The organism is Methylobacterium gregans, assembly GCF_022179245.1.
GTDB lineage: Bacteria > Pseudomonadota > Alphaproteobacteria > Rhizobiales > Beijerinckiaceae > Methylobacterium > Methylobacterium gregans.
Window position 1 is genome coordinate 1 of the sequence record NZ_BPQM01000110.1, and the last position, 14,912, is coordinate 14,912.

The 14,912-nt window shown below is 68.7% G+C and carries 15 protein-coding genes and 1 pseudogene; 3 read left to right on the plus strand and 13 right to left on the minus strand.

Going from position 1 to position 14,912, the window contains the following annotated elements:
- Positions 1-171: 171 nt before the first annotated feature.
- The 10 genes from MFF54_RS20095 to MFF54_RS27835 form a co-directional block, all read right to left on the minus strand.
- Positions 172-393, minus strand: coding sequence for a hypothetical protein (locus MFF54_RS20095; RefSeq protein ID WP_238305040.1), 222 nt, complete (start codon positions 391-393; stop codon positions 172-174).
- A gap of 88 nt (positions 394-481) precedes the next feature.
- A complete protein-coding gene (locus MFF54_RS20100) occupies positions 482-1,228 on the minus strand; it encodes a glutaredoxin family protein (RefSeq protein WP_238305042.1) in 747 nt (248 codons plus the stop codon).
- Between the two features lie 80 nt (positions 1,229-1,308).
- The gene (gene copM, locus MFF54_RS20105) at positions 1,309-1,740 is read right to left on the minus strand and encodes a CopM family metallochaperone (protein ID WP_238305052.1); all 432 of its coding nucleotides are present in this window, start codon (positions 1,738-1,740) and stop codon (positions 1,309-1,311) included.
- A gap of 24 nt (positions 1,741-1,764) precedes the next feature.
- Positions 1,765-2,130, minus strand: coding sequence for a hypothetical protein (locus tag MFF54_RS20110; RefSeq protein WP_238305054.1), 366 nt, complete (start codon positions 2,128-2,130; stop codon positions 1,765-1,767).
- A gap of 19 nt (positions 2,131-2,149) precedes the next feature.
- Positions 2,150-5,299: an efflux RND transporter permease subunit gene (locus MFF54_RS20115; protein WP_238305062.1), complete on the minus strand. Its 3,150-nt coding sequence runs from the start codon at positions 5,297-5,299 to the stop codon at positions 2,150-2,152.
- A 12-nt stretch (positions 5,300-5,311) separates the two neighbouring features.
- Positions 5,312-7,036: an efflux RND transporter periplasmic adaptor subunit gene (locus MFF54_RS20120; RefSeq protein ID WP_238305077.1), complete on the minus strand. Its 1,725-nt coding sequence runs from the start codon at positions 7,034-7,036 to the stop codon at positions 5,312-5,314.
- 85 nt (positions 7,037-7,121) lie between these two features.
- On the minus strand, positions 7,122-7,586 hold the full coding sequence (locus tag MFF54_RS20125) for a hypothetical protein (RefSeq protein ID WP_238305079.1): 465 nt from the start codon (positions 7,584-7,586) through the stop codon (positions 7,122-7,124).
- Positions 7,587-7,679: 93 nt separating this feature from the next.
- Positions 7,680-7,889 carry a heavy-metal-associated domain-containing protein gene (locus MFF54_RS20130; RefSeq protein ID WP_238305081.1) on the minus strand — a complete coding sequence of 70 codons (210 nt, stop codon included), beginning with the start codon at positions 7,887-7,889 and terminating at the stop codon, positions 7,680-7,682.
- Between the two features lie 21 nt (positions 7,890-7,910).
- Entirely contained in the window at positions 7,911-8,129 is a 219-nt protein-coding gene (locus MFF54_RS27730; RefSeq protein ID WP_306423974.1) for a chromate resistance protein ChrB domain-containing protein, read from the minus strand.
- Positions 8,045-8,467 (minus strand): rhodanese-like domain-containing protein, encoded by a 423-nt coding sequence (locus MFF54_RS27835; RefSeq protein WP_348529001.1) that lies wholly within the window; start codon positions 8,465-8,467, stop codon positions 8,045-8,047. The genes MFF54_RS27730 and MFF54_RS27835 overlap by 85 nt, the downstream gene beginning before the upstream one ends.
- A 286-nt stretch (positions 8,468-8,753) precedes the next feature.
- On the opposite strand from MFF54_RS27835, the gene MFF54_RS20140 reads away from it, so the two are divergent.
- The 3 genes from MFF54_RS20140 (at position 8,754) to cuyB (ending at position 11,922) form a co-directional block, all read left to right on the plus strand.
- Positions 8,754-9,749: a DUF6662 family protein gene (locus tag MFF54_RS20140; protein ID WP_238305083.1), complete on the plus strand. Its 996-nt coding sequence runs from the start codon at positions 8,754-8,756 to the stop codon at positions 9,747-9,749.
- Between the two features lie 515 nt (positions 9,750-10,264).
- Positions 10,265-11,155: a LysR family transcriptional regulator gene (locus tag MFF54_RS20145; RefSeq protein WP_238305091.1), complete on the plus strand. Its 891-nt coding sequence runs from the start codon at positions 10,265-10,267 to the stop codon at positions 11,153-11,155.
- Positions 11,156-11,214: 59 nt separating this feature from the next.
- Positions 11,215-11,922: a cysteate racemase gene (gene cuyB, locus MFF54_RS20150; protein WP_370880310.1), complete on the plus strand. Its 708-nt coding sequence runs from the start codon at positions 11,215-11,217 to the stop codon at positions 11,920-11,922.
- A gap of 8 nt (positions 11,923-11,930) precedes the next feature.
- On the opposite strand, the pseudogene MFF54_RS27910 reads toward cuyB, so the two are convergent.
- The 3 genes and pseudogenes from MFF54_RS27910 to MFF54_RS20165 form a co-directional block, all read right to left on the minus strand.
- Positions 11,931-12,182: pseudogene (locus tag MFF54_RS27910) on the minus strand (helix-turn-helix domain-containing protein); the annotation flags it as partial.
- Between the two features lie 162 nt (positions 12,183-12,344).
- Positions 12,345-13,025 carry an HAD family hydrolase gene (locus tag MFF54_RS20160; RefSeq protein ID WP_238305093.1) on the minus strand — a complete coding sequence of 227 codons (681 nt, stop codon included), beginning with the start codon at positions 13,023-13,025 and terminating at the stop codon, positions 12,345-12,347.
- A gap of 40 nt (positions 13,026-13,065) precedes the next feature.
- A complete protein-coding gene (locus MFF54_RS20165) occupies positions 13,066-14,295 on the minus strand; it encodes a hypothetical protein (RefSeq protein ID WP_238305096.1) in 1,230 nt (409 codons plus the stop codon).
- Positions 14,296-14,912: the final 617 nt, after the last annotated feature.

Sequence of the window (14,912 nt, forward strand, 5' to 3'; positions counted from 1 at the left end):
GTTTTGTTAGAGGCTCTAAATGGGCAGCTTGCACGCCCCTCAATCGGCTTTTCCCTGCGAGAACGATGGCCGATCCCGACGATCGCGGAAGGCGCGTGACATGAAAGCTGGCCCCGCCTGCCGAAACCAGGGCGGCCGAAGCGACCGGTCAAGGCCTCCCGGCGATCCTCGCTAGCCGCGCCTGCTCACGTTCATGGACATGCCCTCGCAGCAGCAGCCGCCCTTCTTTCCCTTCATGGCGCCGTGGTCCATGGCCATGCTGCCCTTGGGGGCGGCCTTGCCGCACATCATCGCCCCCTTGCCCTTGCCGCCGCCGCAACAGGACATCGCCATTGCCGGGGACGCCGCCAGCAGCAGCAGCAGGATGGCCGAGGACAGGACGATACGATTCATGGTTTCCCTCCACACGCAACGGGTGCGCCGACGGCTCCGTGGGTAGCCCTTCCCACCGTGGGAAGGTCAAGCCGCATGCCCGCGCCCCTCAGTGATGCTCGGCCAGCATCCAGACCGCCATGGCGATCATCATCAGGTTCTCCGTCAGGGAGACGAAGCCGAGCGGCACCTTGCTCGACCCGCCGACGCAGGCGCACTTGATCTCCCGCTTGTCGACGTAGACCGCCTTGAACACCGAGGCCGCGCCGACCGTGCCGATGAACAGTGCCACGGGGATGGACAGCCAGTTCAGCGCGCCCGCCACCATCAGGACGCCCGCGATGCCCTCCAGGAACGGGTAGGCGTAGGCATAGCGCACCCAGCGCTGCGCCAGCAGGTCGTAGCCCAGGAACATCGACGAGAAGGACTCGATGTCCTGGAGCTTCATGAGCGCCAGGACGCACATGCTGAAGGCGATGAACCACTGGGCGGCGCGGAGAGTGAATGGCGTGCCGTACGCAGCGTAGCTGGCTGCCAGCGCCATCAGGGCGGTCATGGCGAACACTGCGACAACGGGCGTGTAGGTGGCCGCGTTCGGGTCGTTGGCCGCCTTGCCGAAGCGTTTGCGCAGGTCGTCGTAGCCGCCGACGCGCTCGCCGTTGATGAAGGTCTGTGGCGTCGTCTTGACTTGGTGCTCTGCCTTGAAGCGTTCCGTGTCCTCGCGCGTCGTCAGCCAGCGGTCCTCGACCTCAAAGCCCTCCCGTTCGAGGAGGTCTTTGGCCTTCAACCCGTACGGGCAGAGGTGCTTCGGCATGACCATGCGGTAGAGGACGGCCTTGCGGGCAGCGGCTTGCATCGCGCTCTCCTATGAAACTCCGGCGCATCGGCGGACGAGGTCTGGGGCCCCTTGGCGGCGGTCCCGAACCCAGGGCCCGGCTACTTGGCGTGCTGCTTCAACCAGGCCTCCATCTCCGAGATCTCCTTCTCTTGGTCGTCGATGATCTTCTTGGCCATCTGCTTGGTGGCCGGGTCCTTGGCATGCTTCAGGGCCACCTTGGCCATCGCGACCGCGCCCCTGTGGTGCGGGATCATGTGCGTGCGGAAGTCGATGTCGGCGTTGCCGCTGTAGGGCACGTGCATGTCGTGCATCATCGTCATATCGGCGGCCTTGAAGTCCTTGGTCGAGGCCGGGTCCTTCGGGTCCGGCTTCATCGCCTGGATCATCTTCATCATGTCGTCGTCGTGCGTCGCGGAAGGGTTGCCCGGCATCTCGTGGCCGCCGTGCGAGTGCGTGCCTTGGGCCATGGCGGGTCCGGCGAGGCCGGCCGACAGGAGGGCGACGCTGGCGAGGGTGCGAAGGTCGGTCATGGGCTTTCCCTCTCTGGGTGGGGGTCAGTTGAACTTGCCGCTGGCGGTCGCGCCGTCGGGGCCGGTGAGCTGCACGGCGCCTTTCGGGCTCGCGCCCAGCGCCGCCGCGGCCTTGCCGGTGAGGCGGTTGCCGTCTGCCGGCTCCAGCGGGACCCGCGCGGGCTTGCCGCCGACGACGAGGATGGCCGTGCCCTTGAAGCCCGCGGCCGGCACCGGCTTCTGCCGCCCGTCCGATACGTAGACGTCGACGCTCTCGCCCTTGGTCACGAGCTCGACGTGGAAGTCGCCCGCATCGGCGACGCGGCCGCCATGCGCCCCGGCGGTCTCGTGGGCGTAGGCGGCGGTGGCGCCGAGCAGGCCGGCGACGAGGGTCAGTCTCTGCAGCATCATGGTCTTCTCTCCTCTTTGGTCAGTAGGCCTCGGCCGGGCGCGGGCGCGCGCCGTCCGGGGATAGGTGGGCCGGCGCCTCGGCGTGGAGGGCGCGCAGCCGCTCCAGCGGCCTGCGGCCGAAGCGCAGGAACAGGACGGGGGTGAGGAAGGTGTCGAGCAGCGTCGCGCTGACGAGCCCGCCAAAGATCGTCACCGCGACCGGGTGCAGGATCTCCTTGCCTGGGCTCGCGGCATCGTAGAGCAGCGGCACCAGCGCAACGCCGGCCGAGAGCGCCGTCATCAGCACCGGCGTCAGCCGCTCTAGGCTGCCGCGCACGACGAGGTCGGGTCCGAAGGGCACACCCTCGTGCAGCGACAGGTTCAGGTAGTGGCTGATCTTGAGGATGCCGTTGCGCGCGGCGATACCGGTGAGCGTGATGAAGCCGATCATCGACGCCACGGATAGCGGCTGCCCGACCAGCCACAGCGCGGCGACCGAGCCAATCAGGGCGAGCGGCACGTTGCCCATGATGATGAGGGCGAGCGCGGCCGAGCGGTAGCGGCTGTAGAGGATGGCGAAGACCAGAGCCAAGGACAGCGCCGAGAGCGCCGCGATGGTCCGGCTCGCCTCCTCCTGCGCCTGGAAGGTGCCCTCCAGGCTGGTGAAGAAGCCCGGCGGCAGCGGCTCCTTCGCCACGGCCTCACGGATGGCCGTCACGACCGTGGCCATGTCGCTCTCGCCGTTGGTGTTGGCCTGGACGACGATGCGGCGTCGGGCGTTCTCGCGCAGGATCTGGTTCGGCCCGTCGGTCTCGCGGATGTCGGCGACCTGCCGCGCCGGCACCCAGCCCGAGGGCGTCTCCAGCAGCAGGTCGCCCAGGCCCGTCGTCGTCCGGCGGTTCTCGGAGAGGCGCAGGACCACGTCGAAGCGGCGAACGCCGTCGACGACCGTCGAGACCACCCGGCCGTTCGAGAGGCGGCTGATCTGCTCGACGACAGCGGCCGGCTGCACGCCGTAGAGAGCGGCCCGGGTGTAGTCGACGCGCACCTCAAGCTGCGGGATGCGCACCTGTCGCTCAACCTGGAGGTCGACGAGGCCCCGAATCGTGGCCATCCGGTCGCGCAGCGCGTTCGCCACCCGGCGCAAGGCGTCGAGGTCCTCGCCGAACACCTTCAGGGCGATCTCGGCCCGCACGCCCGAGAGCATGTGGTCGAGCCGGTGCGAGATCGGCTGGCCGACGTTGACCGCCACCGGCAGGGCCGCGAGGCGCCCGCGGATGTCGGCGACGAGCGCTTCCTTCGGACGCCTTGCGCCCTCGTCGAGCGCCACGTCGATCTCAGAGGAGTGGACGCCCTCGGCGTGTTCGTCGAGCTCGGCCCGGCCGGTGCGGCGGCCGACCGCCTTCACGCCCGGGATGTCCAAGAGCAGTTTTTCCGCAATCAGCCCGACCCGGTTGCTCTCGGCGAGCGAGATCCCCGGGTTGAAGGTCATGTTGACCGTGAACGAGCCCTCGTTGAACGGCGGCAGGAAGGCCCGCGGCAGGTTCCAGGCGGCCACGCCCGCGGCCACCACCGCCGCCGCGACGCTGCCGACTAGCAGCCCCTTGTGGCGGAAGGCGACCCGCAGCAGGGCGGCGTTGCCGCGCTTGAGCAGCTTCAGGAAGCGGCTGTCGTGCTCCTCCAGGTTCTTCAAGCCCGGCAGCAGCAGGGAGGCCAGCACCGGCGTCAGGGTGATGGAGGTGAGCAGGCTCGCCAGGATGGAGATGATGTAGGCCTGCCCCAGCGGCGCGAAGAGCCGGCCCTCGATGCCCGACAGCGCGAAGAGCGGCACAAACACCAGGATGATGATCAGCGTCGCGTAGACGATGCCCGAGCGCACCTCGTTCGAGGCCTCGACCACCACCTGGAACACGCTCTTCGGGTTGCCCTCCCGCCGGTTCTCGCCGAGGCGCCGGTAGATGTTCTCGACGTCCACGACCGCGTCGTCGACGAGCTCGCCGATGGCGATGGCGAGGCCGCCGAGGGTCATCGTGTTGATGGACAGCCCGAACAGGTGGAACACCACCCCGGTCGTCAGCACCGATACCGGGATGGCGAGCAGCGAGATGGCCGTGGTGCGCACGTTCAGGAGGAAGGCGAACAGCACCACCGCCACCACCAGCACGGCCTCGACGAGGACGCGCTCGACGTTGCGGATCGAGGTCTCGATGAAGTCGGCCTGTCGGAACAGGACCTGGTCGGCCCTGATGCCGGATGGCAGGGTCGGCGACATCTCCTTCAGGGCCATCTCGATGCTGCGGGTCAGCCGCACGGTGTCGACGTCGGGCTGCTTCTCGACCGAGACGATGACCGAGGGCTTGGCCATGTAGCCGGCGTCGCCCCGCTTCACCTTCGCGCCGAAGGAGACCTCGGCCACTTGGCGCAAGTGGACCGGCGTGTCGGCGACCGTCGCGACCACGAGGTTGCGCAGGTCGTCGAGGCTCATGGTCCGGCCGATATTCCGGATGAGGTACTCGCGGGAATGCTGCTCGGTGAAGCCGCCGCCGGCATTGGTGCCGAACTGCGCCAGCGCCGTCTCAAGCTGGGCGTTCGTCACCCCGAGCGCGCGCATGGCGGCCGGGTTCGGGCTGACTCGGAACTGGCGCACCTCGCCGCCGAGGGGGATGACCTGCGCCACGCCCGGGATGGTGAGGAGCCGGGGCCGGATGGTGAAATCGGCGACCTCGCGCACCTGCATCGGGCTGGCGCTCTCGCCGGTGACCGCCACCAGCAGGATCTGGCCCATGATCGAGGAGATGGGGCCCATCACCGGGGTCACGCCCCGGGGCAGCTGGTCCTGCACCAGGGCGAGTCGCTCGGCGACCTGCTGGCGGTTGCGGTAGATGTCCGTGCCCCAGTCGAACTCGACGTAGGTGATGGACAGGCCCACGCCCGAGACCGAGCGCACCCGGGTCACGCCGGGCAGCCCGTTCATCCGGGTCTCGATGGGGTAGGTGACGAGCTGCTCGACCTCCTGGGGGGCGTAGCCCTCCGCCTCCGTCATGATGGTGACGGTCGGCTTGTTGAGGTCGGGGAAGACGTCCACCGGCAGCTTGGTCGCGGTGAAGGCGCCGAAGAGCACCAGCACCGTGGCCATCACGAGGACGAGCAGGCGGTTGCGGACCGACTGGCTGACGAGGAAGGTGAACATCGGGCGACCTCCTCAGCGGACTTGGTCGAGGAGTTCGGCGCCCTGGGTCACCACCCGCTTGCCGGGCCCGATCCCCTCGGCGACCAGCACGCGGCCGCCGTCGAGCGGCTCGACCCGCACGGGCCGGGCCTCGAAGCGCTCGGCGGTCGTGTGCTCGTAGACGACGTCTTGCCCGTTGCCGGTGCGCACGACGGCCGACCGCGGCAGCGCCAGGCCGGACTGCTCCGTGTCGGTCCCGGCCAGCACGGTAACGAACTGGCCGACGCGCAGGCCGGAGGCGTCGCCCTGCACCGCGAACTGGACCGGGATGGCTTGGTTGCGGTCGGCGAGCCCCGTGCCCTGGTAGGCGAGCTTCAGGCTGCGCCCGTCGGCGAGCCGCGCCGTGGCGTCCTGGGCCGCCGTCAGAGCGTCGAAGCTCAGCGCCTCGACCCAGAGGCGGTTCGGGTCGACGATCTGGAAGACCATGGCGCCGGGTGCCGCCATCTGGCCGGCCACGGCGGTCGCCTGCGCCACCACGCCGTCGACGGGGGCGGCCAGGGTCTCGGGCTGCTGCCGGATCTTATCGAGCGCGGCGCGGCGGTCGTGCAGGCCGTCGAGCTCGGCGACCGCGTCGTCGAGCTGGGTTCGGGCGACGGCGCCGGTGGTGGCGAGTTTCCTGAAACGCTCGACCCGGCGCGCGACGATGGCGATCTGCTGGTCGAGCTCGCCCTGGCGCTGGCGCATGTCGGAGACGTCGACGGCCTGGACCGGCGGCGTCACCGTGGCGAGCCCGTCGCCCTTGCGCACCTTGGTGCCAAGGCGCGGGAAGACACCGGACGGGGGCGGCGAGAGCCGGCCGCCGACCGAGGACTGCACGACGCCGCTGGCGTTGGGGTCGGGGATGATGCGGCCGGGCAGCTCGACCGAGCGGCGGAAGCTGCCCTGCTCGGTCATGGTGGTGCGCAGGACCAGGAGCCGTTGCGTCGGCTTCGGCACGAAGACCGACCCGTCGGGCAAACGTTGAGCCAGGTCGGAGGAGCCGGACGCGCGTGGCCCGATCAGCGCCGCTCCCTGCACCGGTGCGCCGTGGTCCTCATCGCCGTGCGCGAAGGCGGCGGTCCCGAGGACGAGGGTGATGCCGATGGCGAGCAGGGCCACGGCCGGTGCGCCCCGGCGACCGCGCGCGAGCGCCGCCACGAGCACGCCGAGCAGGAAGGCGACGGCGACCGCGGCCACCAGGGTCGGGTCCTTGGCCGTTAGCCGCTCACGGATGCCGTGGGCGAGCTCGGAGACGCGCCCCAGAACCGTCTGCGCCGGGGCCGGCTCGCCCGGCGCGGCGGCCCTCGGGTCGGGCACGGTGACCGCGACGGTCAACACGTCCACGTCCTCGCCCGCCGTGACGGTCGCAACGAGCTCGTGCCGGCCGGGCCTCGACAGCCACGGCGCCGGCAGCGCGTAGCCGCCGTCGGTCGTGGCTGTTGCGACCTTGGGACCGTCCGGCGTCTCGACCTCGATGGTCGCGCCGGGCACCGGTTCGTTCGTCCGGAAGCTGTCGAGGAACAGCGTCAGGGTCCCGTCGCGCGGGATGGCGACGAGCTCGAAGGCGTCAGAGAGCGCCTCGCCGCGTGGGGCGATGGTCTTGGAGACGGACGGCGACGCGGCGCCGTGGTCGTGGCCCTCGTGGGCGAGCGCCGGCCCCACCAAGACGGCGGCGAGCAGCGCCACCGCGCGCAGGGCGGCGACAAAACGGGTCGACATGTACGGCAATCCTCGCGTCGGGAAGTCCGGACGGCGCCGTTCACAGGCGCACTCCGGGCGTCGCGCGCCTGAGGCGCGCCCTCCTTCACGCGAGAGTTCGTGGGGGCTTGGGCAGGGCCTCGGGGCCGGGGCCCGAACGGCCGGCGACGTCGCACGGGATCAGCGTGCCGGTTCGGAACAGGGTCGGAGACAAGGCATAGGGCGCGGATAGGATGCCGGTCGCGCAGCAGGCCATTGGCCCGCAGCAGCGGGTCTTGCAGCCGGCCTGGCAACAACCGTTCTCGGTCGGCTCGATGCGGGCCGTCTCGACGGCAGCGAACGGGAGCGCGACCGTGGTCCAGATCGGGGCCTGGGATCGGGCCTCTGGCTTGGCGGACACAGGCACCGCCTTAGCCGTCGGCGGGGCGGTGTGGGCCACGGGTGCCGCGGCCATGTGGTGGCCGTGATGTGCGTGACCCTCGTGAGCCTGGACGGCGGACGGCGCGACGTAGGCGATGATCGCGAGGATCATCGCCGCCATCAGGCGCACGATTTGCCGGTCGAGGCTCATGAGGTCTGGCTTACACCGGTTCGAGCGGCGGGACCATGTCCGCCGATGGGACGTGAATGGCGAAAGGGAAGGTTTGGTTGCCGTGGCGGCCTTTCAAGCCGCTAGCAGCAACTCGGCCGGGTAGCCCGCCGTGGCGATGGCCTGGGCGATCCGGTCGGCCGGGTCGTCGTCACCGGATACGGTAACGAGCTTGGCCCCCAGGTCCACCTCGACCCGGGCATTCGGCGCGACGGCCTGGATGGCGCGGGTCACGGACTTGGCGCAGCCGCCGCAGCCCATCTTCTCGACCTTGAAGCGATGCATGACGCACTCCCTTTGATAACGTCACACCCAGATGGGCCTTCCCATGATGGGAAGGTCAAGGCAATCGCGCACAGGTGGGCGCCGCTCGCTTGAGCGAGTGACCTCGCCCGGCGGCACGAACAGGCAGACGGCCTCGGGGGCGACGAAGCGACGGATCAGCCAGGGGCAGGCGATGCGGTCGACCTTGGGGCGGGCCCGCGTGACCCAGACAGTGCGGCCCTGCTCGTTGCGGTTACGGATCTTGCCGGCCGGAAATCGGCAGCTCGGCGGCCTTCCGAGATACCACCTTGGAGAGCCTCAGCTTCGACGCCGGCGCCGCGCAGCCAAGCGGCGACGCCGTAGCTGTTCCGACGCCCGTACTCGCAGACGACCACGACGGACCTGCCGCGCACTCTCGGCGCCCACTCGGCGATCCTGTCGGAGGCCCGGACCAGGGAGCCGGGCACATGGCGCTGGTGCGCGAGGAACACTTGGTAGGTGCGCACGTCGACGACAGCTGGACGACCGGGAGTGCCGCTCAGGCGCGCAAGTTTTTCGACGGTGATGGTGATGGGCACGGGCAGGACGCGTCCTTGCATCAGATGCAGAAGGGACGCGATTCTCCAGCCGCAGCCTCGTCGGGGGATCGCTCCCGGCGGGTCCTATTCAGGCCATCCAGGGGCACCGTGCCGAGGCGTCGAGCCTCAATGCCCGAGGGGATGGAAGGCCGTGCGGATGAACAGGCCTCCAGCGACTTACGTCCCGCCCGGCACATTCATCCCATCCCCGCAGCGTTCCGGCCAAGCGTTGCCATTCCGTGACAGGCATAGGCCCGTCCGCTCGCCTACCCACGGTTGCGCGTATCGTTATGGGGGGCGCAGGATCATGATCGGGCAAGCTTCGTCGGCACAGCGCATCTGGCAGCTTGCCGTAGCCCTGCTGCTGACCTCTGTCCTTGCGGTGGTTCCTGCGCTCGCCGAGGAGCCGAAGAACGACAAGGCGATGTCCTCAAGGAAGAGCGGTGGCTCGGGCGGGAAGGACGACAAGTCCAGCGAGCAGAAGGACGTCGATACGGAGCACCTGTTCGGCTTCACCGAAGGCTCCGACGCCGGCGAAAAGGGCGAGCAGGAGATGGTGATCGACACCATCTCGCGCCTGAGCAAGCGCCGAGACGGTCCTGGCCCCTCCACCTACCGCGTGCTCGACACGCGGCTCGCCTACCAGTTCAACCCGGCGGACCGGTTCAGCGTCGAGCTCAGCGCCTTCGGCAACCTGCGCCGGCAGCGCAACATCGCGGACTTGGACGACAAGGTCTTCGGCACGTTCGACGGTGTCTCGGTCGAGCTGAAGTACCAGTTCCTGAAGGGCTCGGCCGAGCAGCCATTGGGGCTGGCCATCGAGCTGCGGCCCCGCTTCACCCGGGTCCTGCCGGTCGAGGGCAACGGCGCCAACGTGTTCGACATGGAGAGCCTGCTGCAGCTCGACGTGCAGATCGTGCCCGGCAAGGTCTGGTACGGCAGCAACATCAGCTTCGAGCCAGCTGCCGGCCGCCAGCGGGGAGCGGCGGGCCAGGGCTACCGCTCCTCGACCTTCCTGTGGTCGAACGCCGTGGTTGGGCAGGTTGCGGAGGGGACTTTCATAGGCCCGGAGGTGCGCTACCTGCGCGGCTACGACGGTATCTTCCTCAATCGACTGGAGAGCGAGGCGGTGTTCATCGGCCCCGCCCTGCATCGCCGCTTCACCGAAAAGGTCTGGCTGACCGTGGCCTACTCAGCCCAGGTCTGGGGCCGCGACACCGACTCGGCCTACGCTCAGCGCGGGCTCGGCCTGAACCAATTCGAGCGCCACAACCTGCGCGTCAAGTTCGGCATGGAGTTCTAGCGAGGCAAAGCCATCCTCGCCGTTGCGCCATCTGATGCAAATCGGCTGGATGCAGCTTTATTCAAGCCAGCGAGCCAAGATCAGTCATAAATCCGATGGCCGTCGCGGCCGGCGCAGAGAAAAAAATATTGCAAAGAAAAGCGATGATCCTTTTGCTTATACTCTGTTAGCTAAGTTCATTCGTCCGTTCATCCGGTCACCACAGGCGCGTGCACATACCCCGTCAATCCCCATGGGGCCGCCTGTGCCCACCTCCTGCAAAATGCCAAATGGCGCCCTCGCCGGCGCCGTAGTACCCCTAGGCTGGGACTGACGTGGGGACGCGTGGCCGCCCGGCGAATTCTTGACCCTAAGCGGGGCATCCGAGCCGGCTCGGCCGAAAGCCCGGATAAGGGAGGAAAGTAAACTTTGGCATCTGTTCCCGAAGCGGTCATTCGTGCGATATCGATCATCCTAACCTCTGGACACGGCAGGAGGTTGGTCACAGCCCGCCATCGCGCTAGTCCCGACCCATCATGGAATTGAAATGGCTTGAGGACTTCGCCAGCCTCGCCCGTACTGGCAACTTCTCGCGCTCAGCCAAGGAGCGCCACGTCACTCAATCCGCCTTCAGCCGCCGGATCCAGGCACTGGAGACCTGGCTCGGGGTCGCTCTTATCGATCGAAGCACCTATCCGACCTCGCTGACGCCGGCCGGGCGGGAGTTCCGCGAGACTGCCGAGGAAGCCGTGCGCATGCTGCACGGTACCCGCGCCGCTTTGCAGGCCAGCGCCCAACCGAACAAGCAGACCGTTGCTGTCGCGGCGCTTCACACCCTGGCTCTGAGCTTCTTCCCGGGCTGGTTCCGGCAGATCGAGGCTCGGACCGGCCCTTTGAGTAGCCGCCTGTTGCCCGACGACTTCCACACATGCATCCAGGCAGTTGTCGAGGGCGGCTACGACTTCCTGCTGACCTTCCACCATCCGAGCGTGCCGATCCTGCTCGACACGGCGCAGTTCCCACACCGGGTGGTAGGGGCCGACAGCCTTGTGGCGGTTCGGAGCCCTGAGGCGGACGCGCCATTGCCGCTATTGAGCTACACGCAAAACTCTTTCTTGGGCCGCGTGGCGACGGTCGCACAGGCGCAGGCCGGCGGGCCGCCCGCAGTGATTGCCCACACAAACGAAAACGCGATGGCCGAGGCGCTGAAGTTCATGGCTCTGGAGGGTCATGGTCTCGCGTGGCTACCGCATAGCCTCGTCAGGCACGACCTGACCGAAGGCAGGTTGATCGCGTTTGGCGAGGCAATGCCTCTCGAGGTGCGCCTCTACAGGAATGCCGGTCATCGCCGCGCCGCTGTGTCAGCCGTCTGGGAGGCTGCGGAGGTCGTGGCCGGAACTATGCAGAATCGGAATAGGCCGGACTGAGACGGCATTGGACCCGAAGGTGAGGGCCACGCATCGTGCCCTGACAGCAGGAGGTCACGATGCTCGGTGTTCTCGGTGGGATGGGTCCGATGGCGACCGTCGATTTCATGGCGAAGGTCGTTCGCAACACTCCGGCAGCCTGCGACCAGGATCACGTCCCGATGGTTGTATGCTCCGCCTCGAACATTCCGGACCGCAACGCCGCACTCCGGGGCGAGGGAGCCGATCCGCTTCCTGCCATGCGCGATGCCCTGCGGCGGCTGGAAGCTGCAGGTGCGACCTGCATCGCCATCCCCTGCAACACCGCGCACATGTGGCACTGCGCCCTCCAGTATGAGACGCCGCTCCTCATCCTGCACATCGTGGACGCAGTGATCTGCGAGTTGACCGCACGGAAGGGCGACTGCATCGGCGTGCTGGGCACGACCAGCACCGTCGAGGGCCGGCTCTATCAGGAGCGCCTGTCCTGCAAAGGCTTGTCGTGCCGCGTGCCGGACGCCGCCAGCCAGGACGCGGTGATGCAGGCGATCCGTTTGGTGAAGGCAGGGCAGATCGCCGAGGCCGCGAATATCCTGCAGGTACAGGCTGAAGCCTTGATTGATGCGGGCTGCAGCCAAGTCGTGATGGCCTGCACTGAGATCCCTGTGGCACTCGCGTCGGTTGAAGAGACGTTGCGCACGAAGTTGGTGGACGCGACAGAGGCGCTCGCCCGTGCCTGCGTACGCGCCTGCAAGACCCCCGCCCAAGGGCTTGCCTGCGCGGCCTGACATCAATCCGCCTCGTCCTCCAGGCTCAGCACGCTGGAGCGGGGCTCCTTCGGTCCCGTTCGCGCATTCGTGCTGGTCTGGCGTGAGCGCCACTTCTGCACCGTCGTGGCGCTGATGCCGTAGCGCTTGGCGGCGGCCCTTACGCTCTCTTGACCAGCTTGGATTGCCCGACGAACTGCCTCAGTCGTCGTGGCGCTGCCGTGGAGAACCTGTCCCTGAGCCGTGTCCCTCCATGCGGCAGCAGTTGTACCACCACGCAGCGGGACCAAACACCTAGTGGGCTCCGTCTACGGCCTGACCTGCGATCGCCTCGGCCTCCTCGGCCTGACGGCCTCCCTGCTGCGTGAGCGGGCGGCCGAGCGCTTTCCAGGCTCGGCGCTGGGTCCCGTTCCCTCTCACTAGAACGTCGGCCGCGGGCGGCGTCAGGCCGCCAGCGGCTCCGCGAAGACCGTGGGCAGGAGCCGCTCCAGCGCGGCCATCTCGCCGAAGACCTCTTCGGCGCCCGCCGCCCGCAGGTGCGCCTCCAGATCGGGCGGGCAGTGCGACCCGCCGGTGAAGCCGAAGGTGCGCATTCCCGCGTCGCGGGCTGCCGTGACGCCCGGCACGCTGTCCTCGACGACGACGCAATCCTGCACGGCGCTGCGCATCCAGCCGGCCGCGTACAGGAAGACGTCCGGGGCCGGCTTGCCGCGCGCGACCGAGGCGGCGCTGACGACGTTCGCGCCGAAATGCCCAAGGAGCCCGGTAGTCTCCAGCCCCTGGCGCAGCTTGCCGGGCGCGCTGCTCGAGGCAACGCAGACCGGCGCGCGCAGGCGCCGCAGGACCGCGTCCACGCCCGGAACCGCGCGCAGCTCGGTGGCGTAGGCGGCGGCGGTGCGCTCGCGGGTCCGGGCCAGGAAAGCTTCCGGCATGGGTGTGCCGTGCTCCCGCTCCAGATCGGCCAGCATCGCGCCCTCCGGACGCCCCGCGAAGCGCCGGATCACCTCCGCCACGGAGATCGGGAAGCCCAGCGCCGTCAATTCCTCGGCTACGAGGCGGCAGACGAGGATCTCGCTGTCGATCAGCACGCCGTCGCAGTCGAAGATCAGAGTCGGGGTTTGCAAACGGTCGGTTCCTTCTCGCGGCGCGGCCTCTGGCTGCCGCTCACTGGACACGGGCGTCGATGAAGGTGCCGGACTGGACGAGGTGCAGCAGGCTCAGCAGGCTGCGGCTCGCCGCCGGGGGCAGCACGCCCTTCTCGGCCTCGTAGGCGGCGAGCGGCCCGTTGATGCGGTCCGCGAAGCGGCTGCTGAAGGCCTCGATCGGGCTCGGATCGCCGGCCGGCGGCGCCTGGAAGCGGGCCAGGATGCGGGTGATCGGGTCCTCGGTCGCGAAGAAACGCTTGAGGATGGCGGTCGCCGCCCCCGCCAGGTACGCATCGACATCCACGTCGCGCACGAAAGCCGCGTAGGCGGGATCGCGCCGCAGCAGGAGGGCTACGCCCTCGCGCATCTCGTCCATCACCGCGATGGCGTGGCGGCGCTCCTCGGGCGAGGCCGCCATGAAGGCGTTGAGTTTCATCGCGCGGTCGCCGCCGCTCGCCTGGAAGGCCCGCAGGGCGATCAGCCAGTGCGTGCCGTTGAGCAGCCAGCCCTTGATCTGCTTCTCGACGTCGAGATGGCGCCCGAAGCCGATCCCACTGCCGGCACAGAGGTTGCGCAGGATCTCCGTGTCGGGCCCGAGCCCGAGCCTCAGGGAGGCGTAGGGCTCGGTGCGCACGCTGACGGTCGGGTGCGCACCCGACGCATCCTCCTCCAGATCGACGCACATCCGGTCGACGAGTGCGGCGACCGGCGTCACTTGGCGGCGCAGGACGGCCGCGCCGGCCGCGGTGAGCCCGTCGGCCGGGCGGAGTTCAGCCAGTACCTCCTGGGCCGAGACTGTGTTCTCGCAGGCGACCAGGAAGATCGGGCCGATCGGCTCGCCGGCTTCGCGCAGACGGGCCAGCGTGCACAGCGCCTCGATCACCGGGCCGTAATTCTCGCGCTTCAGCACGGAGGCCGTGACGACGACGCCCCGGTGCTGCGCCGCCGAGGCGCCGACGATCTGTCGCGTCAGCCGCCCGAGTCCCTTATCGGCGTAGGTGTGGAAGCCCGCGTAGCGGACGCGCTGCGTCGGCGCCTCGGCACCGTCCAGGATGCGCAGGTGGTAGGTCTGCTCGGGGTTGTCCCGCAGCAGCGCGTTGCGCCGCTCTGCGCCGAGTGCCGTGTTGCCCGTCGCGTTCGCGCCGGAGACGGCGCGGTTCAGGATGACGCTCTCGGTCGTGGGCGACTGGAACGCGGGTATGACCAGGCCCAGGCCGAGGCGGCCCGCGCCGAAATGAATGTGCAGCATTGTTGTTGATCCTCGACCGGACGAGTCCCCGTTGCGAAAGGGCGGGCCCACCGTCGCGAGCCCGGCCTCGGGGACGTCAGGACGCCTTGCGCAGCAGAGCCGCCCCTCGATGGCCGAGGCCGTTCGTCTCCGCGATGCGCCGGGTGGCGGGAATATTACGCCAGATCACATTCAGAAGGGTCTCGGTGGAGTTGTTTGTGTCAGATTTGTCTTTTGTACGCGTCATCATCCGCTACACTACTCTGGTTGGATGTAAGGCCAACCGTTCGCCAGCGCGAGGGATCCGGTTCGATACCGCACCAAGCCGGTGCTCGACCGGATGGCGAGAGCACGAGATCGGCTCGGTTCGGCTCTTACACCTATGCGAATGAGACGGAGGGGCTGTCCTCTGTAGGACGGGTGCGGGCCACTCAGAACCGCGCCGGTCCAGCGCGCCCACCACGACGGTGCGATGACCCAACCGTTCCGGAACTGCCTGCTCCGCGCATTGCCGCCAGCCGATCTCGCGCTTCTTACCCCGCATCTGGAGCCCGTACCGTTGGCCAAGGGCGATGTGGTCGTGCGCTCCGACGAGCCCTTCACGTACGCCTGGTTCCCAGAGAGCGGGCTCGCTTCGA

Bases quoted from the DNA above. Each gene is read 5' to 3' on its own strand.
- MFF54_RS27835 (WP_348529001.1), bottom strand. From the start codon at position 8,467: ATGCAAGGACGCGTCCTGCCCGTGCCCATCACCATCACCGTCGAAAAA.
- MFF54_RS20145 (WP_238305091.1), top strand. From the start codon at position 10,265: ATGGAATTGAAATGGCTTGAGGACTTCGCCAGCCTCGCCCGTACTGGC.
- cuyB (WP_370880310.1), top strand. From the start codon at position 11,215: ATGCTCGGTGTTCTCGGTGGGATGGGTCCGATGGCGACCGTCGATTTC.
- MFF54_RS20140 (WP_238305083.1), top strand. From the start codon at position 8,754: ATGATCGGGCAAGCTTCGTCGGCACAGCGCATCTGGCAGCTTGCCGTA.
- MFF54_RS20120 (WP_238305077.1), bottom strand. From the start codon at position 7,036: ATGTCGACCCGTTTTGTCGCCGCCCTGCGCGCGGTGGCGCTGCTCGCC.
- copM (WP_238305052.1), bottom strand. From the start codon at position 1,740: ATGACCGACCTTCGCACCCTCGCCAGCGTCGCCCTCCTGTCGGCCGGC.
- MFF54_RS20095 (WP_238305040.1), bottom strand. From the start codon at position 393: ATGAATCGTATCGTCCTGTCCTCGGCCATCCTGCTGCTGCTGCTGGCG.
- MFF54_RS20110 (WP_238305054.1), bottom strand. From the start codon at position 2,130: ATGATGCTGCAGAGACTGACCCTCGTCGCCGGCCTGCTCGGCGCCACC.
- MFF54_RS20165 (WP_238305096.1), bottom strand. From the start codon at position 14,295: ATGCTGCACATTCATTTCGGCGCGGGCCGCCTCGGCCTGGGCCTGGTC.
- MFF54_RS20115 (WP_238305062.1), bottom strand. From the start codon at position 5,299: ATGTTCACCTTCCTCGTCAGCCAGTCGGTCCGCAACCGCCTGCTCGTC.
- MFF54_RS20125 (WP_238305079.1), bottom strand. From the start codon at position 7,586: ATGAGCCTCGACCGGCAAATCGTGCGCCTGATGGCGGCGATGATCCTC.
- MFF54_RS20130 (WP_238305081.1), bottom strand. From the start codon at position 7,889: ATGCATCGCTTCAAGGTCGAGAAGATGGGCTGCGGCGGCTGCGCCAAG.
- MFF54_RS20100 (WP_238305042.1), bottom strand. From the start codon at position 1,228: ATGCAAGCCGCTGCCCGCAAGGCCGTCCTCTACCGCATGGTCATGCCG.